We start from the raw sequence: 26,439 nt of genomic DNA on the forward strand, positions 1-26,439 counted from the left end.
CACCGGGCAGTCCTCTGGTGCACTAACGATCAATCAGGGGCCCGGTCTTAGCGTATCGACCGGGAACGGCGGAGTAATATTGGGATGAGCATCGAATTCATCGCACCCGAGGTCGACGAACTGACGCCGCGCATCGCGGTGATCGGTGTCGGCGGTGCCGGCGGCAACGCGATCGCGAACATGATGCGCGCCGAGGTGCAGGGCGTGGATTTCCTCGTCGCCAACACCGACGCGCAGGCGCTGAAGCAGTCGATCGCGCCGCAGCGTATCCAGCTGGGTGCCAAGATCACGCAAGGGCTGGGTGCCGGTAGCCGTCCCGAGATCGGCCGCGCGGCCGCCGAAGAGACGATCGACGACCTGTCGAAGCTGCTCGAGGGCAGCCATATGTGCTTCATCGCGGCAGGCATGGGCGGCGGCACCGGCACGGGTGCGGCCCCGGTCATCGCCAAGGCGGCGCGCGACATGGGCATCCTGACCGTCGGCGTGGTGACCAAGCCCTTCGCCTTCGAGGGCAATCGTCGCGCCAAGTCGGCGGATGGCGGCATCGAGGAGTTGCAGAAGTACGTCGATACGCTGATCGTCATCCCCAACCAGAATCTGTTCCTGATCGCCAATGCCAACACCACCTTCAAGGAAGCGTTCGCGATGGCGGACGAGGTGTTGCAGCAGGGCGTGCGCGGCATCACCGACCTGATGGTCATGCCCGGCCTCATCAACCTCGACTTCGCCGACGTCCGCTCGGTGATGCAGGAGATGGGCAAGGCGATGATGGGCACCGGTGAGGCGACCGGCGACAATCGCGCGATCGAGGCGGCGCAGAAGGCGATCGCCAACCCGCTGCTCGACGGCGTGTCGATGCAGGGGGCCAAGGGCGTCATCATCTCGATCACCGGCGGAGACGACATGCGCCTGCTGGAGGTGGACGAGGCCGCGAACCATATCCGCGAGCTGGTCGATCCGGACGCGAACATCATCTGGGGCTCGGCCTTCAATCCCGAGCTGGAAGGTCGCATCCGCGTGTCGGTGGTCGCCACCGGCATCGACGCCGAGGTGAAGGTCGCGCCGTCGCCCAGCGAGTCGAACCGCAGCGGCTTCAGCATGGGCGGCATGGCGCGCAAGACCGACGACACGCCCAGCTATCGCCCCAGCGAGCCCGCCGCTCCGGCACCCGCGCCGCAGGCGAGCGTGACCCCGCCCGCGCCGGTCGAACAGCCCGTCGCCGCCGCCCCGGCACCCGCCCCAGTGGCACAGCCCGCCCCGGCGCCCGCCGCCGCTGCGCCTGCCGCTGCCAAGTCGACCGAGGAAGACGAACTGGTGCTGGGCGCGGACACGATGGTCCCGGCGCCGTCCGCAGCGCCCGCCACGCCCGCGACCCCGGCCGCTCCGGCGGGTGGCGACGATGCCCGTCGCCGCTGGCTGGCCCCGGGCAGCGAAGCGGGCGAGGCTCCGGCCCAGCCCGCGCCGCGCGTGAAGCTGGGTGGTACGCTGTTCGAGCGCATGTCCAACGCCGCACGGGGTGCGCAGCGTGATGAGAATGCGCAGGGCGGCGACTCGTCGCTCGACATTCCGCGTTTCCTGCATCGGCAGAACAACCAGTAATCCCGTCCCGCAAGGGATGGACGAGAGGCCCGCGCGATCCGTTCGCGCGGGCCTTTTTCGTTGGGCGGCGGCCCCGCGACGCCGTTTCCATCCGTCATCCCGGTGAGGCGAGAATCTTTCCCGAACCCTGACCCCGCCGCGAAAGGCCGGGCCTTTGCCGGGGTGATGGCGCTGGGCTGTCCCTTGCCGGGCGTCCGATGTCACGCCTCGGCCCGGTGCCGCAAAAGGCCCCAGCCTTGGCCGGGGCGGCGGTCGGTCGCCGCGCCTGTTGGTCGACGGCGTGGAGCGATCGGGCGCGTCGGGGGCGGGAAGGGCATTGCCGTGCACGGCAAAACGCGCTTTATGCGGATCGGTCCCATGACGTTCCCCTATCTTTCCCGCGCTTCGCTGGCGCTCGCCCTGATGCTCGCATCGGCCCCCGTTCCGCTTCTGGCACAGGCCATGGTCCAGCCGCTTCCCGGCACGACCGATGCCGACCGGCTGGGCGATGTGATGCGCCGCGTCGCGCAGAACCCGCGCGACATCGACGCGCTGATCGAGGCGGGTGAGTTGTCGATCCGCCTCGACGATCTGTCGGGCGCGGCGTCGCTGTTCGCCCGTGCCGAAAAGGTCGATGCGCGCGATCCCCGGATCAAGGCGGGGATGGGATCGATCCTGGTCCGATCCGAGCGACCGGGCGAGGCGCTGCGCTATTTCGCGCAGGCCGAGGCGGCGGGACTGGCCCCGGCGAAGTTCGCCGCCGATCGCGGTCTGGCCTATGATCTGGTCGGCGATCAGGTGCGGGCGCAGCGCGATTATCGGCTGGCGCTGGCGAGCGAGCCGAATGACGAGATCGTCCGCCGCTATGCGCTGTCGTTGGGCATTTCGGGCCAGCGCGAACGGGCGTTGCAAGAACTCGATCCGCTGCTCCGCAAGACCGACCGCGCGGCGTGGCGCGCCCGCGCCTTCATCCTGGCGATGGCGGGCGACCTGCCCGAAGCGACGCGCATCGCGGGCACGATGATGCCCGCGCAGCTGGCGCAGGGGCTGCAACCCTTTTTCCAGCGCCTGCCGACGCTGCCCGCCACCGACCGCGCCTTCGCCGTCCATTTCGGCGAGACGCGCGCCACGCCCGAGCGGCTGGCGGATGCCCGGCTGGCCCCCAGCCTGCCGGTGCTGACCCCGGATGCGCCCGTCGCGCTGGCCTCCGCGACGGTGGCGACGCCCGCGCCGGTGCAGCAGGCGACGGCCCGCGACGAGCGGCGCCGTGGCGGTCGCGGTTCGTCGCGCCGCGATCCCGGTGTCGCGACGGCGGCGCTTCCCGCTCCGGTCCGGACCGCGTCGACCGCGATGATCCAGCCCTTGCCCGACACGAACCGCGTCGTGGCCGCCGCCTCGCCGATGCGCCCGGTCCAGCCGCAGCCGGGCTTCACCTCCACGCTGCCGACCGCGCCCGCCGCGCGCCCGGCGGAACCGGCCGCCGCGCCCACGGCCCCCGTCGCGCTGGCCGCCGCCGAGCCCGCACGGCCGATGATCCAGCCCCTGCCCGCGCCCGCCACGGCGCCGGTCGCCACAGCACCGGTCACCACGCCGCCTGTCCAGATGGTCCAGGCGGTTCCAACCACGCCCGAGCCGACGCCCGCAGCCCCGCCGGTCCAGCTCGCCAAGGCCGAGACCACCCCGATGGTTCAGCCGGTCCCGGTCGAAACCAGCGAACCGACGCCTCCGTCGCGCCCGGCCCGCGCGGCGTCGCGTCGCCCCTCGCTCGCCGCCTCGCACGCCTTGCGCGAGGATTCGGTGCTGGCACGGATCGTCGCCAATCTCTCCATCCCCGCCTCCGAACTGGGGGTCGAAGGGCCGGAGCGTCCGGCGGTGGTTGCCGCCAACACGCCGGTATCGGGCGGGGCGCAGCGCGTCCTGGCCGAAGCCCGCGCCAAGGCCGATCGCGATCACCAGGCGCGCGAAAAGGCGAGCGAGGCCGCCGAGCCCGCCGCGAAGGAAAGCAAGACGCCGACCGCCGCCGAGCGCAAGGCCGCCGCAGCCAAGGCGGCCGCCGAGAAGAAGGCGCTTGCCGCTAAGAAGGCCGAGGCGGAGAAGAAGGCGGCCGAAGCCAAGGAAGCCGCCGAGGAAAAGAAGCGCGCCAGGGCCAATCCCGAGCGGATCTGGGTCCAGGTCGCGGGCGGCGCGAACGAGGACGATCTGCCCAAGGCCTGGGCCGCGACCAAGGCGAAGGCCCCTGAGCTGTTCGCTGCGCGCAAGGGCTACAAGACCCCGCTGCGCGCGACCCACCGGGTGCTGACCGGCCCGTTCAAGACAGAGGCGGAGGCGCGCGCCTTCGTCAACCAGCTCGCCAAGAAGGGGGTTTCGGCCTTCCCCGTGACCAGCGACGCAGGGCAGGCGGTGACGCGGCTCGACGCGAAGTGAGCCGCTTCGCCCCCTGGGCCTCTTATCCCGACCGGAGCCGGGGCCGCCGCCATGACGAGGCCAAGGGGCTGGAGCGCGGCCCGCGCGACGCGTTCCAGCGCGACCGCGACCGGATCATCCATTCGATCAGCTTCCGGCGGCTGCGGCACAAGACGCAGGTGTTCATGGCGCCCGATGGCGACCATTTCCGCGTCCGCCTGACCCACAGCCTGGAAGTGGCGCAGATCGGGCGGACGATCGCGCGAACGTTGGGGCTGAACGAGGATCTGACCGAGGCGCTGTGCCTGGCGCATGACATCGGCCACCCGCCCTTCGGCCATGCGGGCGAGGATGCGCTGAAGGCGGCGCTGACCGATCATGGCGGGTTCGATCACAACGGCCACACGCTGCGCACCCTGACCGCGATCGAGCGGCCCTATCCCCGCTGGGACGGGCTGAACCTCAGCTGGGAGACGCTGGAGGGGCTGGCCAAGCATAACGGCCCGGTCCGCCACCCCGGCTGGGCGCTGCGCGAGGCGGATGCGGGCTTTCCGCTCGACCTGGACAGCCATGCCTCGCTGGAGGCGCAGGTCGCGGCGCTGGCGGACGATATCGCCTATGACAATCACGATATCGACGACGGCCTACGCGCGGGGCTGTTGACCCTCGACCAGTTGCTGAGCGTGCCGCTGGTCGCGCGCGGGTGGGACGTGGCGCGGGCGCAATTCCCCGATGTCGCACCCAAGAGGCTGGCGAGCGAGCTGATCCGCTCGCAGATCGGGGTGATGGTCAACGACCTCGTCGCCGAGACGCGGACGCGCATCGCCGATAGCGGGGTGGGGGACGTCGCCGATGTCCGCGCGGCGGGCCGGGCGCTGGTCGGCTTTTCGGACGCGATGCGGGCCGAGGAGCGCGACCTGAAGCGTTTCATGTACGCCAATCTCTACCACCACCCGCGTCAGCTGGCGGCGGCGGATGCGGCGCACGGCATCGTCCAGGGCCTGTTCGCCGCCTATCGCGCCGACCCCGCGCAACTGCCCGAGGAATGGCGTGAGCGCTTGCCCGAGGACGAACCGGCACGGAGTCGGCATATCGCCGACTTCATCGCGGGGATGACGGACCGTTATGCGGTGCGCTGCTATCGCGAGGTGATCGGCGCGATCGACCTGCCGGACGGCTTCTGACCGGAAGGCGGTGTTCGGATTGGTGGCAATCGAGGCCCGACAAGCGCTATCGTGCCGTCATGCGACAGCGCTCGACCAGTTGGTTGCGATCTCGAAGAGCTGCACATGGTCCGGTAGCCGAAGCGAGCAGTCCAGAACCGCCGCCATTCCGGTCCGATCACGATCTCTATCGGTGGCGAATATGGATTCGCATGGCCTTCCCCTTGACCCTTCTCAGCTATGGGGGACTGGGCGATTTGGGACTGCCCCTGGTCTATGCTCCATTGGCCGTGGTCCCGGCGGTCCTCGTCTACCTCATGATGAAGCTGCACGCATGGCGTGATCGCCGGGCGGGGCGACACTTCAGCCACTATGACGTACGCGACTTCCCCCGATGAGGGTCGCACCAGTCCGATGTGATCTAAGTAACTGAAATTTAATGGAACGTGCCGGGGTTCGGTCCTGTTCTTGATCGGTTGCACAGGAGATCGATCATGGCACAGAAGGGCGCAGGCGGTAATCCCGGAGCGGTTACGGCCAAAGGCGGAGATGGCGCGCGTGGCAACTTGGGGACCGGGCGAGGCGGTGGCACAGGCACCGGCGCGAAGAAGACCGCCTCCGGAAAATCGGACAAGGAGGGCGGGCATTCGGAACAGAAGATCAGCGGTGCGTGAACACGCCTGTCGGTCGCCCCGAATAGGAAACGGCCCGCTCCTCCCACCGGAAGAACGGGCCGTTTCTCTCAAGCCGTAAGGCGGAGATCAGCGAGCGCTGGTCTCGACGCCTGCGCCCAGTGCGCCACGGGCTTCTTCGGTCGTGAAGGCGACCTGGGTGGTGCCGGTCGTGCCGGTCACGCGGTGGCCCTTCACCACGAAGCGGAACGGCTCGCCGCCCGGATAGCGACGGCCCTGGATCACCGGATTGCCGTTTTCGGTCGACCGGGTGTAGACATAGGTCTGGCCTTCGTGAACGAAGCGCTGCTCGCCCTCGGCGGCGATCGCACCGACGGTGGGGATGGCGGCGACGGCCGCGGCCAGGATTAGAATGGTCTTGCGCATGATCGAAACTCCCGCTTTTTGCGTTGAGCCGGATCAGGTCCTCTCGCGCTGTAACTTTCGTATACGGAGTTATTGCGGCGCAGCATGGACGGCAACTGCAAAGGGCTGGGGCATGGATGCACTGCGCGCAATCGCTCGCCCGGCCCGCCCGCCAAGCATGATTTGAAGCGCGCGCCCGATTTCGCTAGAGCGCAACGCTTTCCTACCCCCGATCGGACGATGCGATGACCCTCTACACCCGCTTTGCCGCGCATATCGATGCGGCGCTGGACACGCTGGTTGCCGCCGGCACGTTGCCCGGCGGGCTGGATCGCCGCAACGTCACGGTCGAGCCGCCGCGCGACGCGTCGCATGGCGACCTCGCCACCAACGCCGCGATGGTGCTGGCCAAGCCCGCCGGGACCAACCCGCGCGCGCTGGCCGAGGCGCTGGCCGCCGAGCTGGGCAAGCTGGACGAGGTGGACAGCGTCGCGGTCGCCGGGCCGGGCTTCCTCAACATGCGGCTGACCGACGCCGCCTGGCGTGACGAGCTGGCGGCGATCCCGCAGGCGGGGGGCGATTATGGTCGCTCGGCGCGCGGGAACGGTGTGACGGTCAACATCGAATATGTTTCGGCCAACCCGACCGGCCCGATGCATATGGGCCATTGCCGGGGCGCGGTGGTGGGCGACGCGCTCGCCACGCTGCTGGAGTTTGCGGGCCATAAGGTCATCCGCGAATATTATGTCAACGATGCGGGCGGCCAGGTCGACGTGCTCGCCCGCTCGGCGCATCTGCGCTACCGCGAGGCGCTGGGCGCGACGATCGAGATTCCCGAGGGGCTCTATCCGGGCGAATATCTGAAGCCGGTGGGCGAGGCGCTGGCCGCCGAGTTCGGCGACGCCTATGTCGACGCGCCCGAGGGCGAATGGCTGATCCTGTTCCGCACCCGCGCGGTGGCGGCGATGATGGCGATGATCCGCGAGGATCTGGCGCTGCTCGGCATCCATCACGACCTGTTCTCCTCCGAGGCTGAGCTGCAGGCGGCGGGCAAGCCCGAGGCGGCCGAGGCCGAGTTGCGCGCGCGCGGCCTGGTCTATGACGGCGTGCTGGAAGCGCCCAAGGGCGAGACGCCCGAGGATTGGGAGCCGGTCGAGCTGCCGCTGTTCCGCTCCAGCCAGTTCGGCGACGATCAGGATCGCCCGATCAAGAAGTCGAACGGCAGCTGGACCTATTTCGGCGCCGACCTGGCCTATCACTATCAGAAGGCGCAGTCCGCCGATCAGCTGATCGACATCTGGGGCGCCGACCATGCGGGCACCGTCAAGCGGATCGTCGCGGCGGTCGAGGCGCTGACCGGCGGCAAGACCAAGTTCGACGTGAAGCTGGTCCAGATGGTCCGCCTGCTGCGCGGTGGCGAGCCGGTGAAGATGTCGAAGCGCGCGGGCAATTTCGTCACGCTGGCCGATGTCGTGCGCGAGGTCGGCAAGGACGTGGTCCGCTTCACCATGCTGACCCGCCGCGCCGATGCGCAGATGGACTTCGACTTCGCCAAGGTGGTCGAGGCGTCGAAGGACAATCCCGTCTTCTACGTCCAGTACGCCCATGCCCGCATCGCCTCGCTGAAGCGCCGCGCGGCCGAGGCGGGGATCGAGGGCGGCACCGCCGACCTGTCGCTGCTCGATACCGAGGATCTGGCGCTGGTGAAGCTGGCCGCGCAATTCCCGCGCATCGTCGAGACGGCGGCGGCGGCGCGCGAGCCGCATCGCATCGCCTTCTATCTCTATGACCTGGCGGCGGCCTTCCATGCCGCGTGGAATGTCGGCAACGACCGGGTCGATCGCCGCTTCCTGATCGCGGAGAATCCCGATGTCACGCGCGCGCGGCTTTTCCTGAGCGAAGGGATCGGGCAGATTATCCGCAACGGCCTGGCGCTGATGGGCGTCGAGGCCGTGTCGGAGATGAAGTGATGGCGAACGAGATGGACCTGCGCGGCTATGACCAACAGGAGGACGATCGTCTTCCCTGGCTGGAAACCGTCGAGGCGGACGAGCCCGAGGGCGTCGGCATCGGCAAGGTCGTGGCGCTGGTCATCCTGGGCCTCGCCATTCTCGCCTTCATCGGCTTCGCGTTGTACAAGTGGCAGGCGCACACCGCCGCCGCCGATGGCGACGGCGCGATCATTGCCGCGCCCGAGGGCGACTATAAGGTGCGTCCGGCCGATCCGGGCGGGCTGAAGGTCAAGGGCGAGGGCAATACCGCGATCGCGACCAGCGCGGGCAAGCCCGGCGGCACCGGCGCGATCGACCTGCGCGCCGTGCCCGAGGCGCCGATGAACGGCACCCGCGTCGTCCAGAAGCCTGCCGAGCCCAATGGCGGCCGCAACGCCGTGGCGCAGGTGCCCGAATCGGGCGGCAAGCTGGTCGCGCCCGCACCCGTGGCGGCGGCGCGACCCGCCCCGGCTGCCGCGACCGGCAGCGGGTCGATGGTCCAGCTGGGCGCCTATCCCAGCGAATCCTCGGCCAATGCCGCATGGGACCGCTTCTCCAAGCGCTTCTCCTATGTCGGCGCGCTGGGCAAGGTGGTCCAGCCGGTCGCGTCGAACGGCAAGACGCTCTATCGCCTGCGGGTGAATGCCGGGTCGGCCAACCAGGCCGCCGATATCTGCGGTCGCCTGCGCGTGGCGGGCGAGAGCTGCTTCGTCGCCAGCTGATCCATCACGCCCCTTTCCCGCCCATGCGGGGAAGGGGCCGGAGTGTGCGTTCATGATCCCCGTCATTTTCGGCCTGTCGGGCCCGGTGCTGACCCCCGACGAGCGGGCATTCTTCGCCTCGGTCGAACCGGCGGGTTATATCCTGTTCAAGCGCAACATCGTCGACCGGGCACAGGTCCGTGCGCTGACCGACTCGCTGCGCGCGCTGGCGGGGCGCGACGATCTGGCGATCCTGATCGATCAGGAAGGCGGCCGGGTTTCGCGCATGGGGCCGCCCGAATGGCCCGCTTTCCCCGCCGGGCCGGTCTTTGCCCGACTGTACCAGACCGCGCCGATGTCGGCGATCCAGGCGATGCGCGCCAATGGCCAGGCGCTGGGCCTGATGCTGCGCGAGGTCGGGATCAGCGTCGACTGTGCGCCGCTGCTCGACGTGGTGCAGCCGGATACGACCGAGGCGATCGCCTGCCGCGCTTACGGTGCCGAGCCGATGCAGGTCGCGGCGCTCGGCCGTGCGATGCTGGAGGGGCTGGCGGCGGCGGGCGTCGTCGGCGTGGTCAAGCATATGCCCGGCCATGGCCGCGCGCTGGTCGACTCGCATCACCTCCTGCCGACCGTCACCGCGAGCGAGGCCGAGCTGGCGGTCGATCTCGAACCCTTCCGGACGCTGCCCGCCGCGCCGATGGGCATGACCAGCCATATCGTGTTCGAGGCCTGGGACGCCGAACGCCCCGCGACGCTGTCGCCGACCGTGATCGAGCGGATCATCCGGGGGCGGATCGGGTTCGACGGGCTGCTGATGACCGACGATATCGACATGAAGGCGCTGAGCGGTACGGCGGGCGAGAAGGCGGCAGGCGCGCTGGCGGCGGGATGCGATCTGGTGCTCGATTGCTGGGCGCGGATGGACGAGATGGTCGAGATTGCGGGCCGGGTGCCGACCATCACCGACGCGGCCCGTGCCCGGCTCGACCGCGCGATGGCGAGTGTCGGTCCGGGGGAGGGCGACTTCGCCGAACTGATCGCCCGCCGCGACGCGCTGTTGGCGCTGGCGGAATAAGAGCCCCCCAATTCCTCCCCATCGAGGATGGGGAGGGGGACCGCGCCGCAGGGCGTGGTGGAGGGGTGGCGGCGTCAGCCGCCGTCTGCGACGGCGCCCCTCCACCATCGCTACGCGATGGTCCCCCTCCCCAAGCAAGCTTGGGGAGGACTGAAATGGCATTTAGCAGGTTTCCTCATTCCTCCCCAAGCTATGCTTGGGGAGGGGGACCGCCGCGAAGCGGTGGTGGAGGGGCACGGGCGCGCACTTCACATGGGAGGGATGCTCGTCCCCCCTTCCGCTTCGGAAAGATAAACCCCGCCCGTCTCGCCATGGCTTCGCATCGCCGCTAAGCTGGCGCATGATGACGGGGGAACAGCTGACGCTTGATCTGGACGGGTGGGAAGGGCCGCTCGACCTGTTGCTGTCGCTGGCGCGTTCGCAAAAGGTCGATCTGCGGCAGATTTCGATCCTGGCGCTGGTCGAGCAATATCTGCGTTTCATCGACCGGGCGGGGCGGATGCAGCTGGAGCTGGCCGCCGATTATCTCGTGATGGCGGCGTGGCTCGCCTATCTCAAATCCTCGCTGCTGCTGCCCCGCCAGCCCGAGGAGGAGCCGGACCCCGAGGATCTGGCGCTGCGGCTGCAACTCCGGCTGGAGCGGTTGGCGGCGATGCGTGAGGTGGGGGCGCGGCTGATGGCGCGCGACCGGCTGGGCCGCGACGTCTTCGCGCGCGGCGCGCCCGAGGGGCTGGCGGTGCAGCGCAAGGCGCAGTGGCAGGCCGGGCTCTATGACCTGATCGCCGCCTATGGCCGGATCAACGCGCGCACCCGCCCGGTCATGCATGTCGTCGCGGACCGGCAGGTGATGACGCTGGAGGCGGCGCTGGACCGCGTGTCGATGCTGGTCGGAAGCCGGATCGACTGGTCGGCGATCGAGACGTTCCTGCCCGACGGCAGCGAGCGGCTGCGGCGTTCGGCGCTGGCGTCCAGCTTTCTCGCCGTCCTCGAACTCGCGCGGCAGGGCAAGGTCGAGCTGCGCCAGGCCGCGCCCTTCGCGCCGCTTCTGGTACGCCAGCCGCGATGAGCGCCATCGACCCGACCGTCCGCGCGGTGGAAGCGGTGCTGTTCGCCTCGCCCGAGCCGATGAGCGTGGATTCGATCCGCGCCCATGTCGGCGTGACGAAGGGGGCGGCCGACATCCGCGCCGCGCTGGACGCGCTGGAGGCGCATTATGCCGGGCGCGGGATCGCGCTGGTCCGGCGCGGCGACCGCTGGCATTTCCAGACCGCGCCCGATCTCGCCCATTTGCTGCGCCGCGACCGCGAGGAGATGCGCCGCCTGTCGCGCGCGGGTATCGAGACGCTGGCGATCATCGCCTATCACGAACCCGTCAGCCGCGCCGAGATCGAGGCGATCCGCGGCGTCGCCATTTCCAAGGGGACGCTGGACGTGCTGATGGAGGCGGGCTGGGTGCGGCCCGCGGGGCGGCGCGAGGTGCCCGGACGGCCGCTGATCTATGCGACGACGCCCGCCTTTCTCCAGCATTTCGGGCTGACCAGCCGGCGCGATCTGCCCGGCCTGGAGGATCTGCGCGCGGCCGGGCTGCTCGATCCCGTCGATCTGGCGCTGGAGCGGCTGGAGGATGAGGAGGAGGCCGCATCCGATGCGTCGCCGGAGGGCGATTGAGCTTTTCTTTGCGTCACGCCCACGTCACAATGAGGCGGCACGGCTCCTTGCTCCCCGTTCGGGGCTTTGCACGCATCGCTGAACCATTGCCGCTGGCGATGCCAAGGCCTAGATAGACCATGAATTCCCAGGAGACGTGCCATGGGCAGCTTTAGCCCGATTCACCTTCTCGTCCTCGCGATCGTCGCCATCCTTCTGCTCGGCGGCGGCCGCTTCTCCAACCTGATGGGCGATGTCGCCAAGGGTGTGAAGAACTTCAAGAAGGGCATGGCTGAAGAGGACGAAAAGCCCGCCAAGCCGTCCGCCCGGATCGAGGCGCAGAAGTCGGCCGAGCCCGCCTTCGACCGTGATGGCGAGCGCGTGCGCGACGATCGCTGATCGCGTCCGCCAGCTGATACCGGACGTCCATGTTCAATATCGACTCCAGCGAGTTCCTGCTCGTCGCCATCGTCGCGCTGGTCGTGATCGGTCCCAAGGATCTGCCCAAGGCGATGCGCGTCGTCGGCTATTGGGTCGGCAAGGCGCGCGGCGTCTCGCGCCAGTTCCGGCAGGGCTTTGACAATATGGTCCGCGAGGCCGAGCTGGAGGAAATGGAAAAGCGCTGGGCGGCGGAGAATGAGCGGATCATGCGCGAGCATGCCGCCGAGGTGCCGCCGGTCGTCGATCCCGCGCCCGATCACACGGCGCCGGATCACGCCGCGTCCGTCCCCGCCCTGGCCGACCCCGCCTTGTCCGACCCTCATGCGCCCGCGCACGAGGATCACAGCGACCGGCCGGTGATGGTCGAGAAGCCCGTCGTCGCCCCCGCGCCCGCCGATCCCGCCGCGCATCCGGCCGCGCGCCCCAATGAAGGGGCGGCGTCGTGACCGACCATGACGAGATTGACGCCAGCCGCGCGCCCCTGCTCGACCATCTGATCGAGCTTCGTCGTCGGCTGCTCTATTGCATCGTCGCGATCGCGCTGGGTTTCGGCGTGTCGATGTATTTCTCGGAGTCGATCTTCGGCTTCCTCGCCAAGCCGCTGCTGGCGGCCGGGCAGGGCAAGCTGGTCTATACCGAGATCTTCGAGGCGTTTTTCGTCCAGGTGAAGGTCGCCTTCTTCGCTGCGATGATGATCGCCTTTCCGGTGATCGCCAACCAGCTGTGGCAGTTCGTCGCGCCGGGGCTGTACCGCAAGGAAAAGCGCGCGCTGCTGCCCTTCCTGCTGGCGACGCCGGTGCTGTTCCTGATGGGCGCGGCGATGGCCTATTATATCGCCATCCCGATGGCGCTGCACTTCCTGCTGGGCTTTGACGGGGTCGTCGGCGGCGTGCGGCGCGAGGCCTTGCCCGCCATCGGTAATTACCTGTCCTTCATCATGCAGTTCCTGTTCGCCTTCGGCCTGGCGTTCCTGTTGCCGGTGCTGCTGATGCTGCTGGAGCGGGCGGGGATCGTGACGCGCAAGCAACTGATTGGGGCTCGGCGCTATGCGATCGTCGCGGCGACCGCGATCGCGGCGGTGCTGACCCCGCCCGACCTGATGTCGCAGGTTCTGCTCGCGGTGCCGCTCATCATCCTCTACGAACTGGCGATCATCGGCATCTGGTTCACCGAACGGAGCCGGGCCAGACAGGCGCCCGAAGAGGAAGCCGACGCGGCGGCGTGATGTCGGTGTGGATGGTTCTGGAAAGGCCTCGGTGAGAACCGGGGCCTTTTTCTTTGGTGATCGCTTGGCCTTCGACTTCGCTCAGGCTGAACGGAGCGAGGGAAGGGCTCCAAGGCCCCAAACGCCGTTCAGCCTGAGCGAAGTCGAAGGCCACGGACCGAACCCCAACAAAAAAGGCCCCGGCGAAACCGCCAGGGCCTTTCCTGTTTTCAGCCGGGTGAAGGGCTTACTTGGCGTCGTCCGCCGTCTTGGCGACGGTGTTGCCTGCCGAGCTCACGTCGCGACCCACGCCCTCGACGGTGTTGCATGCGCTGACCAGCAACGCACCGGCGACGATTGCCAGACCCATGAGCTTACGCATTCTCAGTCTCCTTTGTGAAATCCTTGCGCGTCCAATGCGTCAACACGGCATTCGTTCCGGCCCTGTCACGGGTAGCGACACGAGCGGCGAAGCGGCGGAATCTCGGACTGCGGAAAAGATTAAGGCCTGGAAGCGTCACCGGGGGGGGGAGGGTGGACGCTTCCAGGCCTATGGCTTGGATAGCGAGAGCGGGGGGGCATAAGTTCGCTATCCGAAGAGCAGAACCCTCTGCCGGGGCAAGGGTTCCCGGCTTTTTCGCAGTTGCGAATCTTTTTCGCCGATTTTTCAGTCGCGCCCGACGATCGCGATCGAAATCTCATAGGCGCCGGTCAGCGGATCATGGTGCAACGGCGCACGAAGCTGCCGCGCCAGCCCCTCCATGACCCGGCCATAGCGCTTGCCGATCAGGTGGCGCAGCTCGTCGGTCTCGACCAGCGCGCGCGATACGACGCGGACGACCGCGCGGCCCTCCTGCTCGGCGGGCTTGACCGCGACACGGATCTGCGCGGCGGGGTCGCAATTCATCGCCAGCTCGATCGTCTCGGTGACGAGGAAGGCGACCGCGACCGCCACGTCCTGGTTGACCAGAAGCGGCGCGACGTCGAGCGAGATGCCGATCCCGGCGGCGTTTTCCGGCGCAGTGGCGCGGATGTTCGCCGCCAGCTCGCCGATCATCGTCCGCAGGTTCAGCCCGCGATTTTCCTCCAGCTCGGCAAAGTGATGGCGATGCACCACCGCCAAGGCATCGACGCGCCGCTGGATCGAGGAATAGGCGGCCATCGCCTCCGGCCCCGTCGCACCGCGCGCGTGGAAGTTGATCAGGCTGGAGATGACCTGGAGATTGTTCTTCACCCGGTGATGGACTTCGCGGGTCAGCTTGGTCTGGCGGACCAGCCCTTCGGCGAGTCCGGCCTCGTGGGTGGCGACCGTCTGGGTGATCGCCTCGAACGTATCGGCCAGGTCGCGGATTTCCTGCGCGGGCGCGGCCTCCACCTGCGAGATGTCGAGCGTCTCGCCCGGCTGATAGGCGGCGACGATCCCGCGCAGCTGGCGCAGGGGGCGGATGAGCAGGCGGTCGACGATGAACCAGCCCAGCACGACGGCGGCCAGCCACATCAGCAGCGGCAGCGCGAGCGCCACGATCAGCGAGGAGGTGATCGGCGCGCTGGGGGCCGAGGTCCGCAGCACCAGGCCGCCAATGCCCAGCTCGGTCCGGATCGACTTCATCCGCGCGAGCGCGCCCCGGCCGGGCAGGCTGGCCAGCGGCAGGGATTCGCCATCGAGCTCGATCACCGATGCGACCGCGCTGGTGTGATTGCTCTGGTCGATCAGCGTGCGCAGGAAGGGCAGGGGGAAGAAGGCGCGCGCCTGGGTGCGGCCGTCCTGATGCACGACCGACAGGACCAGGCCCTGTCCGGCCAGGATATCGGCGCCGATCGGCGATCCGTCGGCCAGCACGGGCAATGCGGCGGGCAGCGGGTCACCGCACAGCGTCTTGCCCGTCCGGTCCGTGATGAGGAAGCGGGCGCCGGTCATCGACTGTTGCGCGAACACGCCCTGGGCGCGGGCGCAGCTGGGCATGTCGAGCGGGTCCTGGCCCAGCGCACGGACCGCGACGCGCAGCGCGGTCATGTCGCCGACCAGTTCGGTGGCGATGGCGCGCGCATCCTCGTTCGCGGCGATGCGCAGGCGACCGCTCGCCTCGCTGTCGGCCAGCCGGGTCGTCTGCAACGTGGCGAAGACCGCGATGGCCGCCAGGATCAGCAGCGTGCTGCCCAACACCAGAACGAGCTTCGCGCCCGTGGTCAGGCGCGGTGCCGGGATCGGGGGGCGTTCGACGGGGTCAGCCGGGGCGGGAATGATGGGGGCGTTGGCCATGCGGCCGGATCGTCAGTCCAGCTTGCTGAGAAGGTCAAGCATCTCGTCAGGAATCTTTTCGTCGACGGTCTTCTGATATGCCTGGCGCAGGGCCGAGCCGGCATCCTTCTCGCCACCGTTTTCGGGCGTCGAGGAAGGCGTCTTCTTGGTCTTGTTGCCCAAACTCAAAATATCCCCCTGCACGACCCACTAGCGGGGCAACCGACGCAATGGCGACCCAATCGCGCCGCCGGTCGGCGTTACGCCAGAGCCATAGTTGATGTGGCGATGAAACCAAATTCGATCTTGTTGGTTCCCGATGCGATACGAAAAAACCGGACGGACGTCCATGCGGCGCGTCGATCGGGGATTTCGGAGAAAACGGCATTGAAAACACGCGCGCTGGCCAGCACATCAGGCTTTCGCGAATACCTCAGGGAGTGATCATTACCCATGTCGCTTGGACAGCAGCTTGCGCCCCATCTTCCCTTCCTGCGGCGCTATGGCCGGGCCCTGACCGGCAGCCAGATGCACGGCGACAAATATGTCCGCGCCACGCTGGAGGCGATCGTCGCGGCCCCCGACCAGTTTCCGCGCGACGTCGATCCGCGCCTGGGCCTCTACCGCATGTTCCAGGGCATCTGGTCGTCGGCCAATTACGACGAACTGGACAATGACGGCGTCGATGCCGACGGCAATGAGGGCGTGGCGCGCGCCCGGCTGGCGCGGATGACCCCGCTGTCGCGTCAGGCGCTGCTGCTGACCGCGATGGAAGGCTTCACGCCCGAGGATGCGGCCTATCTGATCGATGTCGAGCCGAGCGAGGTCGAGAATCTCGTGTCCGAGGCGCTGGCCGAGATCGAGAAGCAGACCCGCGCCCGCGTCCTCATCATCGAGGACGAGCCGATCATCGCGATGGATATCGAGACGATCGTCCGCGACTTGGGGCATGAGGTGACTGGCGTCGCCGTGACCCGCGACGAGGCGGTGGCGCTGGCGATGGAAGACCGGCCCGGCCTGGTGCTGGCGGACATCCAGCTGGCCGACGACAGTTCGGGCATCGACGCGGTCAAGGACATCCTGGCCGAGTTCGAGGTGCCGGTGATCTTCATCACCGCCTTCCCCGAGCGTCTGCTGACCGGCGAGCGGCCCGAGCCGACCTTCCTCATCACCAAGCCGTTCCAGCGGTCGACGGTGAAGGCGGCGATCAGCCAGGCGCTGTTCTTCGACCAGAGCACCGTTCCGGCCGAATAAGGCCGTCGGGACGAAAGATCATCGGTTACGGACCCAAAACGGTCGACAGGCGTTGAGGTGGACATGGTTGATCCCGAACATCCCATCCATGTCTCCAAGGAAGACGCACGGGCAGGATCGACCCCGCATGTGACGCGGTACATCCTGCCCATATCGCTGGTGCTGGTCATCGCGATCTTTGCCTGGCTGGTGCTCCGCTGATCGCGATACGGCCTTCGGGCGGGTCCATTATGGCTTTGGACCGGCTGGCAATTTTGGGCCCGCAACCCTATATTTCGAAGCGGTCGCGCATGCGGCCGCTTCCGACGATCGGATTTTCATGACGCAGCCACTGATGCAGGACGATATCGAGGTCGACGCCCCCGTCGAGCACGTCGCCCTGCCCGATTCCGAGTTCAAGACCGAGCTGGCGCGCGTGATTCCCCATCTTCGCGCATTCGGGCGCTCGCTGTCGGGCAGTCGCGATCTGGCCGACGATCTGGTGCAGGAAACGCTGCTCAAGGCCTGGGCGGCGCGCAAGCGGTTCCAGGCGGGCACCAATATGCGGGCCTGGACCTTCATCATCCTGCGCAACCTCTATCTCTCGCAGATGCGCCGCGCGCGCTTCAAGGGCGAGTGGGACGATCTGGTTGCCGACCGCATCCTTGCGGCGCCCGCCAGCCAGGACCGCCATGTCGAGCTGGGCGATATGCAGCGCGCGCTGATGCACCTGCCGCAGCCGCAGCGCGAGGCGCTGATCCTCGTCGGCGCGGGTGGCTTCGCCTATGAGGAAGCGGCGGAAATCTGCAACGTCGCGGTCGGCACGATCAAGAGCCGGGTCGCACGAGGCCGCGTCGCGCTGGAGGCGATCCTGAGCGAAGGCGCATTGCCCTCGCGTCGCTTGCACGAGACCGACAGCAGCAAGACCGCGCTCGACAGCATCATGGGCGATGTGGACCAGTTGAGCGGCGGCCGCTAAGCCAACCCGACGAATTTTTCTCGGCCGCTCTGCCCGGTGGGCTAGGGCGGCCGTTTTCATGACTTGGGGCCGGGCCGACATGGCATACCAGCCCGAGCATCGCGGCCGGATCAGTGGCGCTGCGCGGGCTCGTCCAGTCGCGCGAGTAGGCGGACCCAATGGTCGGGCAGGCGCAGCGGATCGGAAAAGGCGGCGCGCAGCGCGCAGCCGATATCGTCCACCCGCCGGGGCGCGGGGACGATATGGATAGATCCGGTCCATGCTTCTGTGCTCGTCATACCATCATAACGGGTGAGGGCTTGACAGGTTGCAAAAATTGTGAAGCTGTTTCGTTCACCTCGGGGAAAGCCTTTTGCGGTGCGCGCGCAAGAGGGTAGAAGCGGGGCATGAATGTCCCCGCCTGTCCGCAATTGCCCGATGCCCTCGACCGGGCGCGGCGTCATTCCCCCTTTCTGGCGATGCTGCTCGACCGCGAGCCGGAAATCGCGGCGATGGCAAGCGAAGGGCGGCTGGCCGATCTGCCGATGCTCGACTCCACGCTGCCGGTCGGCACCGCGCTGCGGCGGCGACGACGCGCGCTCGCGCTGACCGTCGCGCTGGGTGATCTGGCGGGCATCTATGACCTGACCGAAGTGACCCGCCGGCTGACCGACTTTGCCGACGAGGCATTGTCTCACGCGATCCGCGCCGCGATCCTGGAGCGAACGCCGGATGCCGAGCCGGTCGGCTTCGCCGCCATCGCGCTGGGGAAACAGGGCAGCCGCGAGCTCAACTATTCCTCCGATATCGACCCCATCCTGATCTTCGATCCCGAGACATTGCCCCACCGCCCGCGCGAGGAACCCGAAGAGGCGGCGGTGCGGATCGGCAAGCGGGTGGTCGAACTGCTCCAGGCGCGCGACGGCGATGGCTATGTCCTGCGCGTCGATCTGCGGCTGCGGCCCTCGCCCGAGGCGACGCCGATCGCGATTCCCGTCGAGGGGGCGATCGCCTATTATGAAAGCCAGGCGCTGACCTGGGAGCGCGCGGCGTTCATCCGTGCGCGCGCGGCGGCGGGGGACATGGCGCTGGGGCAGCGTTTCCTCGACGCGATCCGGCCCTTCGTCTGGCGCCGCGCGCTGGATTTTGGCGCGGTGGGCGAAATCCGCGACCTGACCCGGCGAATCCGCGATCATCATGCGCAGGGGCAGGCGCTGGGCCCCGGCTATGATCTGAAGCGCGGGCGCGGCGGGATTCGCGAGATCGAATTCTTCGCGCAGATTCACCAGCTGATCCATGGCGGCCGCGACCCGTCGCTGCGCGCGCCCGCCACCCGCGACGCGCTGGCGCGGCTGGCCGAGGCGGGGCGGATCGATCCGGGCGAGGCGGCGGCGCTGTCCGACGCCTATGTCCTGCTGCGCACGATCGAGCACCGGGTGCAGATGATCGACGATCGCCAGACGCACCAACTGCCCAAAAGCGAGGCGCTCGACCGGGTGGCGCATCTGCACGGGCTGGCGGACGGCGCGGCGCTGGTCGCGACGCTGGCCCCGGTCACCGCGCGGGTGGGGCAATGCTATGATGCGCTGGACGCCGACGAGCGGCCGCGGCTGCCGCACGACCCGGTGCTGCTGGGCGAACGGCTGGTCGCGGCGGGCCTGCGCGATATCGAGGCGGCGGCGCGGCGGATCGCGGCATGGCGTGGCGGCGACTATCCCGCGCTGCGCAGCCCGGCGGCGCGCGAGGCGCTCGACGCGGTGCTGCCCACCCTGGTCGAGGCGCTGGGCGAGGCGCCCGACCCGGATGCCGCGCTGCTCAAGCTCGATTCGCTGTTCGAGCGGATGACGAGCGCGATCAACATCTTCCGCCTGCTGGAGGCGCGGCCGGGGCTCGCCAGCCTGACCGTCGCGATCCTCAGCCATGCCGCGCCGCTGGCGACCGAACTGGCGCGGCGACCGGCCTTGCTTGACGGGCTGATCGACGCTTCGGCCTTCGAGCCGCTGCCCGCGATCGCGGTCCTCGAACGCGCGATGCGCGGCGGCGAGGCGGGGCAGGATTATCAGGACCGGCTGGACCATGTCCGCCGTGTCGTCGGCGAGCTGCGGTTCGCGCTGGGGGCGCAGATCGTGGCGGGGCGCGCCGATCCGCTGGAGGTGGCGGGCGGCTATGCCCGCGTCGCCGAGGCGGCGGTGGGGGTGCTGGCGCAGGCGACGGTGGACGCATTCGTCGCGGCGCATGGCCGGGTGCCGGACAGCGAGCTGGTGATATTGGCGCTGGGCCGGATGGGCGGGGCGGCGCTGACCCATGCCTCGGACCTCGACCTCGTCTATCTGTTCACCGGCGATTTCGCGGCCGAGTCCGACGGTCCCAAGCCGCTGGGCGCGACGCTCTATTATAACCGGCTGGCGCAGCGGGTGACGGCGGCCCTGTCGGTGCCGACCCAGGCGGGGCCGCTCTATCCGGTCGACACCCGGCTGCGCCCCTCGGGAACGCAGGGGCCGCTGGTCGTCTCGGTCGACAGTTTTGCGCGCTACCAGAGCGAGGATGCCTGGACCTGGGAGCATATGGCGCTGACCCGTGCGCGGCCGATCTTCGGATCGGCGGCGGCGCGCGCGCATGTCGCGGCGATCGTCGCCGATGTGCTGGACGGCCGCCGCCCGCCGCGCGATGTTCAGGCCGAGGCGGGCGAAATGCGCCGCGAGATGGCGCGGCACAAGCTGCCGCAGGGCCCCTTCGACGTGAAGCTGCTGCCCGGCGGCCTGGTCGATCTGGAGTTTGCGGTGCATCGGACCCAGCTGGCCGAGCGGACCGGCTTTGCCCCCGATCTTGCGCAGGCGATCGCGGCGCTGGTCGGGCAGGGGCTGATGCCGCCCGCCATGGCGCAGGCGCATGACGTGCTGACCCGCGCGCTGGTCGCCTTCCGCCTGCTGGTGCCCGATGGGCAGGAGCCGCCCGTCGCCACCCGCCCGCTGATCGCGCGCGCCATGGGGCTGGCCGATTGGGCGGCGGTGGTTGCCACGCTGGAGGCGACGCGGCAGGAGGTGCTCCACGTCTGGCAAGGAGAATGAGGCGATGGACAAGGGCGATCCGATTCCGGCGGTCACGGTGACCACGGCCGAGGGACAGCCGCTGGCGCTGGGCGAGGTGGCGGGACCGCTGGTCGTCTATTTCTACCCCAAGGACGACACGAGCGGCTGCACCCGCGAGGCGCAGGACTTCACCGCGCTGGCCGAGGCATTCCAGGCGGCGGGCGTGCGGGTGATCGGCATCTCCAAGGACAGCCCCGCCAAGCATCAGAAATTCGCGGCGAAATACGCGCTGACCGTCGAACTCGCCAGCGACGAGGACGGCACCGCGTGCGAGGCGTTCGGCGTGTGGGGCGAGAAGAAGCTGTACGGCAAGACCTATATGGGGATCGAGCGCGCGACCTTCCTGTTCGATCGCGAGGGGCGGCTGGCGACCAGCTGGCGCAAGGTGAAGGTGCCGGGACATGCCGAGGCCGTGCTGGAGGCGGCGCGCGCGCTTTGACCATGACCAGCCTGGCCGAGGCGTGCGCGGCGGTGCTGCGCGAGAGCGACCCGCTGACCAAGGTGCGGCTGGCCCGCGCGGCGGCGCGCGCGTGGCGGCGCGGCGATCTGGCGCATCGGTTCGACGCGGCGATGCCCGACGCGCCGGGGCGGCCCGCGCGTCCCGAATTGCTGCCGCCCAACCGGATGCCCAAGCGCGGGCGCGGCGGATCGGAAAAGGGGCGGATCGCGCTGCTCCATGCGCTGGCGCATATCGAGTTCGCGGCGATCGACCTGGCCTTCGATGCGGCGGGCCGGTTCGGCGCGCAGTTTCCGCGCAGCTTCGCCGACGACTGGATCTCGGTCGGCGCGGACGAGGCGATGCACTTCGCGGTGCTGTATCGACGGCTGCGGGTGCTGGGGTCGGGTTATGGCGAGCTGCCCGCCCATGCCGGATTGTGGGAGGCGGCCGAGGAGACCGCGCATGACGCGATGGCGCGGCTGGCGGTGGTGCCGCTGGTGCTGGAGGCGCGCGGGCTCGACGTCACGCCCGAGACGGTCGCGCGGGTCCGCGCCGGTGGCGACGAGGTGTCCGCGCGCATCCTGCAGCGCATCTATACCGACGAGATCCGCCATGTCGGATTCGGCGCCAAATGGTTCGGCTATCTCGCCGCGAACCATGACATCGCGCCCGCCGAGCATTGGCGGATGCTGGTCCGCCGCCACTTTCGCGGGGTCGTTAAGCCACCGTTCAACGACTCGGCGCGCGCCGCTGCCGGTCTGACGCGCGACTTCTATGCGCCCCTTGCGGACGAGGAACCTTCGACGGCACAAGCTGACCGTCTGTAACGCGGTGGGGCTGCGAAACAGCATTGGATGGACGAAAGCCGGGCGATCCCGACAATGGGTGCGCTCGGCCGGAAAATTGCCGGGGTTCGATGAAGCAGCGTCATACGTGGGGTAAATCGATTGCGGCACTCGTCGGAATCCTGACTGTCACCCTTTCCGGCCAGGGCGCCATCGCCGCCACCGGCCGTGCCGCCGCCACCCACAGCCCCGCCGGCCATGCCGCTCCCGCCAAGGCGGTCGGCGGCGAGTATATCCCCGCCAACAGCGCCGAAGCCTCCGCCGACCTGCGCACCGACCAGCAGTTCCGCACCCTGTTCCAGACCTGGAAGAAGATGGACTCGGTCCAGAAGGGCGTGATCGCCATTCCGTCGGTCCAGCCGGTCGAGCAGCTCAAGTTCACCAGCAATTTCGGCATCCGTTCCGACCCGTTCCGTGGCACCGCCGCGATGCATGCCGGGGTCGACATTCCCGGCCCGGTCGGCACCCCCATCTATGCCACCGCCGACGGCATCGTCGATCATGCCGGTTGGCAGGGCGGCTATGGCAATCTGGTCGAGATCAACCATGGCAAGGGTATCGCCACCCGCTATGGCCATTTGTCCAAGATCCTGGTCGCCGACGGCGCGCGCGTGACGCGCGGCCAGCTGATCGCGCTGATGGGCTCGACCGGCCGCTCGACCGGCCCGCACCTCCATTATGAAGTCCGCATGGACGGCCATGCGGTCAACCCGGTGCCCTTCCTGACCACCGGCGACTATCTGATGGCGTCGCAGGATCATGCAATCCACCAGATTCCGGTGTCGACCGACGGTCCGGCCGCGCAGGACTGATCGATATTCCTCCCCTGCAAGGGGAGGGGGACCATGCGCAGCATGGTGGAGGGGTGTCGCTGGCCGGGACACCCCTTCGTCAATTCTCCGGACGGCCACCTTCCCTTGCAGGGGAGGAATAGTGCGATCGGGATTGTTCACCCGGCCCCCTGCGCCTATCTGATCCCCATGGCCACCCAGATTTCCGACATCGCGCTGACTCCGTCCGCCGCCGCCCGCGTCGCGGCGATCGCCGAGCGGCAGAACAAGCCCGCCATCCTGCGCCTCTCGGTCGAAGGGGGCGGCTGTTCGGGCTTCCAGTATAAGTTCGGGCTGGCCGACAGCCCCGCCGAGGACGACACGGTCGCCGAGACCGACGGCGTCCGGCTGGTCGTCGACAGCATCAGCCTGGACCTCGTGCGCGGGGCGGAGGTCGATTATGTCGAATCGCTGGGCGGCGCGGCGTTTCGCGTGACCAATCCCAACGCGGCCTCGGGCTGCGGCTGCGGCACCAGCTTCGCGGTCTGACGTGAAGATCACCACCTACAATATCAACGGGATCAAGGCCCGTTTGCCCCGCCTGCTCGAATATCTGGCCGAGGCGGACGCCGATATCGTCTGTCTCCAGGAACTGAAGACCAGCAACGAGACCTTTCCCGCCGCGGAGATCGAGGCGGCGGGGTACGGCGCGGTGTGGCACGGGCAGAAGAGCTGGAACGGCGTCGCGGTGCTGGCACGCGGCACCCAGCCGGTCGAGCGGCAGCGCGGGCTGGCGGGCGAGCCCGAGGACGAGCATAGCCGCTATCTGGAATGTCAGGTCGGCGATCTGGTCGTCGCCTCGCTCTATCTGCCCAACGGCAATCCGCAGCCGGGGCCCAAATTCGATTACAAGCTGCGCTGGATGGAGCGGCTGGCCGCGCGCGCACGGGCCTTGCTGGCTGAGGAAGTGCCTGCGGTGCTGGCGGGGGATTACAACGTCATCCCGAATGACGACGACACCTTCTCGGTGCCCGCCATGGCCAGCGACGCGCTGATGCAGCCGGAGAGTCGCGCGGCCTATCGCCGGTTGCTGGCGCAGGGCTGGACCGACTCGCTGCGCACCCGCGCGCCCAAGGGCGGGGTGTGGACCTTCTGGGACTATCAGGCCGGGTCGTGGCAGCGCGATGCGGGTTTCCGCATCGACCATCTGCTGCTCAGCCCGCAGGCGGCGGACCGGCTGGTCGATGCCGGGGTCGACAAAAGCTATCGCGGCCGGGAAAAGGCCAGCGACCACGCCCCGACCTGGGTGCGGCTGCGCGGCGACTGACGCCGGGCCCGGCGATACCGGCAAGCAGGCCCCTTCGCTCCATCCCTGTTTCCTAGGTCCCGGCATTCGTCGGGGCCATTGGATCTGGGACCAATCGCCATTCGGCGATGCCTTTCCTCTCTCGCCCCTCGCAGAGGGGAGAGGGTTGCGCAGACTTGGCCTTTGCTCTCGCAAAGGCTTAGTCGGAGCTGGGTGAGGGGTGGGCGCTCGCGAAGCGAGCGCGCGAGCCTTTTGGCTCGCTCAACCCCTCACCCAAGCTGCGCTAGCCAGCGAGCTGGCAAGCTTCGCTAACCCTCTCCCCTGTCCAGGGGAGAGGGAATAAGAAGCGATAGGTCGGGTCGCGTCGGTGAATTTCGCCAAATCTATTGGTATAAGTCCCCGGCATTTGGCGGTTTATGCCATATGCGAAAATGAAAAATCCCGGTTTTTCAACGTTTCAACTGTATGGCACGCATAATGCAGTAACTCACCTGTCGGAGCCGATCCGACGTCAAAGGGAGTTACCACCATGTTCGCTTCGCTGCTGATCGCCTCCGCCCTCTCCGCCGCCCCCGCACCGGCCGCGACGCCTTCGCCCTCCTCGGCCCGGACGGCGGTGTCGGACACCACCCGCTATTGCATCATCGCGAACATCACCGGCTCGCGCATTCCTCGTAAGATCTGCCGCACTGCGGCCGACTGGATCGCGGTCGAGGGCGAGGTCCCCGGCGTCCCGGTCAAGACCCGCTGATCGCCGCCCCGAGGAACGGAGAGAAACGATGCTGTTCGCCCTGATCGTCGCTGCCGCCGCCAGCCTGACCGCAGTCCCCGCGCACGAGGCCGAGGTCAAGCCCGTGTCCGTCGCGGCGGCCGTCCCGCCTGCCCAGACGCCCGGCCTGGCCCCGGCCAAGACGGTCCGCTATTGCTTCCGCAACGTGCAGGAAGACCATATCGTCGTCGGCAAGCTCTGCCGCACCCGTGCCCAGTGGATGTGGCATGGCGTCGACCCGCTCGACTATATCGGCCGCCGCAAGTGACCGTGAAGGGCAGGGGCCGCCGCGACCGGGCGGCCCCGCCCGCCGCGATCAGCCCAGATCGCGGGCATAGACATTGTAGGTCTTGTTCACCCGGCTGTTGATCGTCTCGGCGATCGAGCGCATCCCCTGATTGTCGTCGAGGATCCAGCCGATCTCGCCTCGCGACGCGCCATATTTCGTCACCGAGGCGCGGCGGATATATTCGATCATCATGAAGGCCAGCTGGCTCGCCATGCGCGACGACTGAAGCTCCTTGACCACCCCCATCAACGGCACGCGCATCGTCCGCACCCTGGGCGCGCGGAGCCACAGCAGCAGCTTGGCCCAGCCGAAGGGCAGCAGGCTGCCCTTGAGCGGCTTGATCGCCTCGTTCAGGTCGGGAAGGGTGATCATGAAGGCGACCGGCTTGCCGTCCAGTTCGGCGATGCGGATCAGGTCGTTGAACACGATCGGCTTCAGCTTGACGCCGACATCCTTGATCTCGGGCGGGGTCAGCGGGATGAAGCCCCAATTGTCCGACCATGCATCGTTCAGGATGCTCAGGATGATCGCGGCCTCTTCCTCGAACTTGGCTTTGTTAACCTCGCGGACGCGAATGCGCTCGTTCTTCTCGCCCGACTTGATGATCCGCTGGACGATCGGCGGAAATTCCTGCGTGATGTCCAGCTCATAGGTGAAGAGCTGCTTGATCGTCGTGTAACCCGCCGCCTCGATCCAGCCCTGATATTCGGGGCGCGCATGGCCCATCATGATCGTCGGGTCCTGGTCGAAACCCTGGACCAGCAGGCCCGGCTCTTCCCAGACCGACTGCGACACGGGGCCGATCGCGCGGGTCATGCCCTGTTCGCGCAGCCAGCCCTCGGCCGTGGCCAGCAGCGCGGTGAACACCTCCTGCCGCTCGGCATCCATCAGGCCCCAGAAGCCGGTGCCCGGCCCGAAGCCCTTGGACGGATCCATCTCGAGCGCCAGCGTGTCGAGATGCGCGGAGATGCGTCCGACGACGCGGCCATTCTCCTCCGCCAGGAACAGCTGTGCCTTGGCATGGCTGTACCACCCGTTCTTCTCCGGGGTGATGAGCCCCAACGCCTCGCCCTTCAGCGGCGGCACCCAATGCGGATCGTTCGCGTACAGACCGAAGGGAAAGTCCACGAAGGTCTTGCGGTCGCGCTTGGTGGCGACGGGGCGGATCGAAAGGGCCATGTCTGATCGGGTCCAGCGGAAACGGGAAAACCATGTCCTAACCGTCTGGTTCGATCATGGCGAGTGAGGATTCCGTCATT

29 protein-coding genes are annotated in these 26,439 nt (G+C 68.4%); 23 read left to right on the top strand and 6 right to left on the bottom strand.

The window, feature by feature from the left end; translation table 11 throughout:
• Positions 1–84 precede the first annotated feature (84 nt).
• The 4 genes from ftsZ to ACFX59_RS03605 all read left to right on the top strand — a co-directional run bounded on the left by ftsZ (position 85) and on the right by ACFX59_RS03605 (position 5,818).
• Entirely contained in the window at positions 85–1,599 is a 1,515-nt protein-coding gene (gene ftsZ / locus ACFX59_RS03590) for a cell division protein FtsZ (protein WP_387429743.1), read from the top strand.
• Positions 1,600–1,956: 357 nt separating this feature from the next.
• A complete protein-coding gene (locus tag ACFX59_RS03595) occupies positions 1,957–4,002 on the top strand; it encodes an SPOR domain-containing protein (RefSeq protein ID WP_387429745.1) in 2,046 nt (681 codons plus the stop codon).
• Positions 3,999–5,165: a deoxyguanosinetriphosphate triphosphohydrolase gene (locus ACFX59_RS03600; RefSeq protein WP_387429747.1), complete on the top strand. Its 1,167-nt coding sequence runs from the start codon at positions 3,999–4,001 to the stop codon at positions 5,163–5,165. Before ACFX59_RS03595 ends, ACFX59_RS03600 begins: the two co-directional genes overlap by 4 nt.
• Positions 5,166–5,638: 473 nt before the next feature.
• Positions 5,639–5,818 (top strand): hypothetical protein, encoded by a 180-nt coding sequence (locus ACFX59_RS03605; protein ID WP_387429749.1) that lies wholly within the window; start codon positions 5,639–5,641, stop codon positions 5,816–5,818.
• An 87-nt stretch (positions 5,819–5,905) separates the two neighbouring features.
• Here the strand turns inward: ACFX59_RS03605 and ACFX59_RS03610 are convergent, their stop codons facing one another.
• A complete protein-coding gene (locus ACFX59_RS03610; RefSeq protein WP_387429752.1) occupies positions 5,906–6,202 on the bottom strand; it encodes a hypothetical protein in 297 nt (98 codons plus the stop codon).
• A 224-nt stretch (positions 6,203–6,426) separates the two neighbouring features.
• On the opposite strand from ACFX59_RS03610, the gene argS reads away from it, so the two are divergent.
• The 8 genes from argS to tatC all read left to right on the top strand — a co-directional run bounded on the left by argS (position 6,427) and on the right by tatC (position 13,264).
• On the top strand, positions 6,427–8,151 hold the full coding sequence (argS, locus tag ACFX59_RS03615) for an arginine--tRNA ligase (protein ID WP_354295587.1): 1,725 nt from the start codon (positions 6,427–6,429) through the stop codon (positions 8,149–8,151).
• On the top strand, positions 8,151–8,894 hold the full coding sequence (locus tag ACFX59_RS03620) for an SPOR domain-containing protein (protein WP_309693386.1): 744 nt from the start codon (positions 8,151–8,153) through the stop codon (positions 8,892–8,894). Before argS ends, ACFX59_RS03620 begins: the two co-directional genes overlap by 1 nt.
• A 52-nt stretch (positions 8,895–8,946) precedes the next feature.
• Positions 8,947–9,951 (top strand): glycoside hydrolase family 3 N-terminal domain-containing protein, encoded by a 1,005-nt coding sequence (locus tag ACFX59_RS03625; protein ID WP_387429755.1) that lies wholly within the window; start codon positions 8,947–8,949, stop codon positions 9,949–9,951.
• Between the two features lie 340 nt (positions 9,952–10,291).
• Positions 10,292–11,017, top strand: coding sequence for a ScpA family protein (locus ACFX59_RS03630; protein WP_307103417.1), 726 nt, complete (start codon positions 10,292–10,294; stop codon positions 11,015–11,017).
• A complete protein-coding gene (scpB, locus tag ACFX59_RS03635) occupies positions 11,014–11,619 on the top strand; it encodes an SMC-Scp complex subunit ScpB (RefSeq protein WP_387429757.1) in 606 nt (201 codons plus the stop codon). Before ACFX59_RS03630 ends, scpB begins: the two co-directional genes overlap by 4 nt.
• Positions 11,620–11,760: 141 nt before the next feature.
• Positions 11,761–11,997, top strand: a complete 237-nt coding sequence (locus ACFX59_RS03640) for a Sec-independent protein translocase subunit TatA (protein ID WP_007405493.1) — start codon at positions 11,761–11,763, stop codon at positions 11,995–11,997.
• A gap of 29 nt (positions 11,998–12,026) precedes the next feature.
• Positions 12,027–12,485, top strand: coding sequence for a Sec-independent protein translocase protein TatB (gene tatB, locus ACFX59_RS03645; protein WP_387429760.1), 459 nt, complete (start codon positions 12,027–12,029; stop codon positions 12,483–12,485).
• Positions 12,482–13,264, top strand: a complete 783-nt coding sequence (gene tatC / locus ACFX59_RS03650; RefSeq protein ID WP_307103423.1) for a twin-arginine translocase subunit TatC — start codon at positions 12,482–12,484, stop codon at positions 13,262–13,264. The genes tatB and tatC overlap by 4 nt, the downstream gene beginning before the upstream one ends.
• Positions 13,265–13,490: 226 nt before the next feature.
• Here the strand turns inward: tatC and ACFX59_RS03655 are convergent, their stop codons facing one another.
• The 3 genes from ACFX59_RS03655 to ACFX59_RS03665 all read right to left on the bottom strand — a co-directional run bounded on the left by ACFX59_RS03655 (position 13,491) and on the right by ACFX59_RS03665 (position 15,665).
• Entirely contained in the window at positions 13,491–13,625 is a 135-nt protein-coding gene (locus tag ACFX59_RS03655) for an entericidin A/B family lipoprotein (protein ID WP_007405456.1), read from the bottom strand.
• A gap of 285 nt (positions 13,626–13,910) precedes the next feature.
• Positions 13,911–15,503, bottom strand: coding sequence for a sensor histidine kinase (locus tag ACFX59_RS03660; protein ID WP_387429764.1), 1,593 nt, complete (start codon positions 15,501–15,503; stop codon positions 13,911–13,913).
• 12 nt (positions 15,504–15,515) lie between these two features.
• On the bottom strand, positions 15,516–15,665 hold the full coding sequence (locus ACFX59_RS03665) for a NepR family anti-sigma factor (RefSeq protein ID WP_307103427.1): 150 nt from the start codon (positions 15,663–15,665) through the stop codon (positions 15,516–15,518).
• 270 nt (positions 15,666–15,935) lie between these two features.
• On the opposite strand from ACFX59_RS03665, the gene ACFX59_RS03670 reads away from it, so the two are divergent.
• From ACFX59_RS03670 to ACFX59_RS03680, 3 genes are all read left to right on the top strand, one after another.
• Entirely contained in the window at positions 15,936–16,736 is an 801-nt protein-coding gene (locus tag ACFX59_RS03670; RefSeq protein ID WP_183951702.1) for a response regulator, read from the top strand.
• A gap of 63 nt (positions 16,737–16,799) precedes the next feature.
• Positions 16,800–16,937 (top strand): hypothetical protein, encoded by a 138-nt coding sequence (locus tag ACFX59_RS03675; protein ID WP_309698791.1) that lies wholly within the window; start codon positions 16,800–16,802, stop codon positions 16,935–16,937.
• A gap of 118 nt (positions 16,938–17,055) precedes the next feature.
• The gene (locus tag ACFX59_RS03680; protein ID WP_307103431.1) at positions 17,056–17,694 is read left to right on the top strand and encodes a sigma-70 family RNA polymerase sigma factor; all 639 of its coding nucleotides are present in this window, start codon (positions 17,056–17,058) and stop codon (positions 17,692–17,694) included.
• A gap of 110 nt (positions 17,695–17,804) precedes the next feature.
• Here ACFX59_RS03680 and ACFX59_RS03685 read toward each other — a convergent pair whose 3' ends face one another.
• Positions 17,805–17,972: a hypothetical protein gene (locus ACFX59_RS03685; RefSeq protein WP_387429767.1), complete on the bottom strand. Its 168-nt coding sequence runs from the start codon at positions 17,970–17,972 to the stop codon at positions 17,805–17,807.
• Positions 17,973–18,080: 108 nt separating this feature from the next.
• Between ACFX59_RS03685 and ACFX59_RS03690 the strand changes: the two genes are divergently transcribed.
• The 8 genes from ACFX59_RS03690 to ACFX59_RS03725 all read left to right on the top strand — a co-directional run bounded on the left by ACFX59_RS03690 (position 18,081) and on the right by ACFX59_RS03725 (position 25,159).
• Entirely contained in the window at positions 18,081–20,741 is a 2,661-nt protein-coding gene (locus ACFX59_RS03690) for a bifunctional [glutamine synthetase] adenylyltransferase/[glutamine synthetase]-adenylyl-L-tyrosine phosphorylase (protein WP_387429770.1), read from the top strand.
• Positions 20,742–20,745: 4 nt separating this feature from the next.
• The gene (locus ACFX59_RS03695; protein ID WP_387429773.1) at positions 20,746–21,201 is read left to right on the top strand and encodes a peroxiredoxin; all 456 of its coding nucleotides are present in this window, start codon (positions 20,746–20,748) and stop codon (positions 21,199–21,201) included.
• Between the two features lie 2 nt (positions 21,202–21,203).
• On the top strand, positions 21,204–22,028 hold the full coding sequence (locus ACFX59_RS03700) for a ferritin-like domain-containing protein (protein ID WP_387430266.1): 825 nt from the start codon (positions 21,204–21,206) through the stop codon (positions 22,026–22,028).
• Positions 22,029–22,117: 89 nt separating this feature from the next.
• Complete coding sequence (locus ACFX59_RS03705; RefSeq protein ID WP_309693425.1) at positions 22,118–22,858, top strand: M23 family metallopeptidase; 741 nt, start codon at positions 22,118–22,120, stop codon at positions 22,856–22,858.
• A gap of 168 nt (positions 22,859–23,026) precedes the next feature.
• Positions 23,027–23,365, top strand: a complete 339-nt coding sequence (gene erpA / locus ACFX59_RS03710) for an iron-sulfur cluster insertion protein ErpA (RefSeq protein WP_354295606.1) — start codon at positions 23,027–23,029, stop codon at positions 23,363–23,365.
• Position 23,366: 1 nt separating this feature from the next.
• A complete protein-coding gene (gene xth / locus ACFX59_RS03715; protein WP_387429777.1) occupies positions 23,367–24,143 on the top strand; it encodes an exodeoxyribonuclease III in 777 nt (258 codons plus the stop codon).
• Between the two features lie 508 nt (positions 24,144–24,651).
• Positions 24,652–24,873 (top strand): hypothetical protein, encoded by a 222-nt coding sequence (locus ACFX59_RS03720; RefSeq protein WP_307103444.1) that lies wholly within the window; start codon positions 24,652–24,654, stop codon positions 24,871–24,873.
• Positions 24,874–24,901: 28 nt separating this feature from the next.
• On the top strand, positions 24,902–25,159 hold the full coding sequence (locus ACFX59_RS03725) for a hypothetical protein (RefSeq protein WP_387429780.1): 258 nt from the start codon (positions 24,902–24,904) through the stop codon (positions 25,157–25,159).
• 48 nt (positions 25,160–25,207) lie between these two features.
• Here the strand turns inward: ACFX59_RS03725 and ACFX59_RS03730 are convergent, their stop codons facing one another.
• A complete protein-coding gene (locus ACFX59_RS03730) occupies positions 25,208–26,359 on the bottom strand; it encodes an N-acetyltransferase (RefSeq protein ID WP_387429782.1) in 1,152 nt (383 codons plus the stop codon).
• Positions 26,360–26,439 lie beyond the last annotated feature (80 nt).

The sequence above is a fragment of the Sphingomonas sp. NCPPB 2930 genome (genome assembly GCF_042867205.1).
In the GTDB taxonomy this organism is placed as follows: Bacteria; Pseudomonadota; Alphaproteobacteria; order Sphingomonadales; family Sphingomonadaceae; genus Sphingomonas.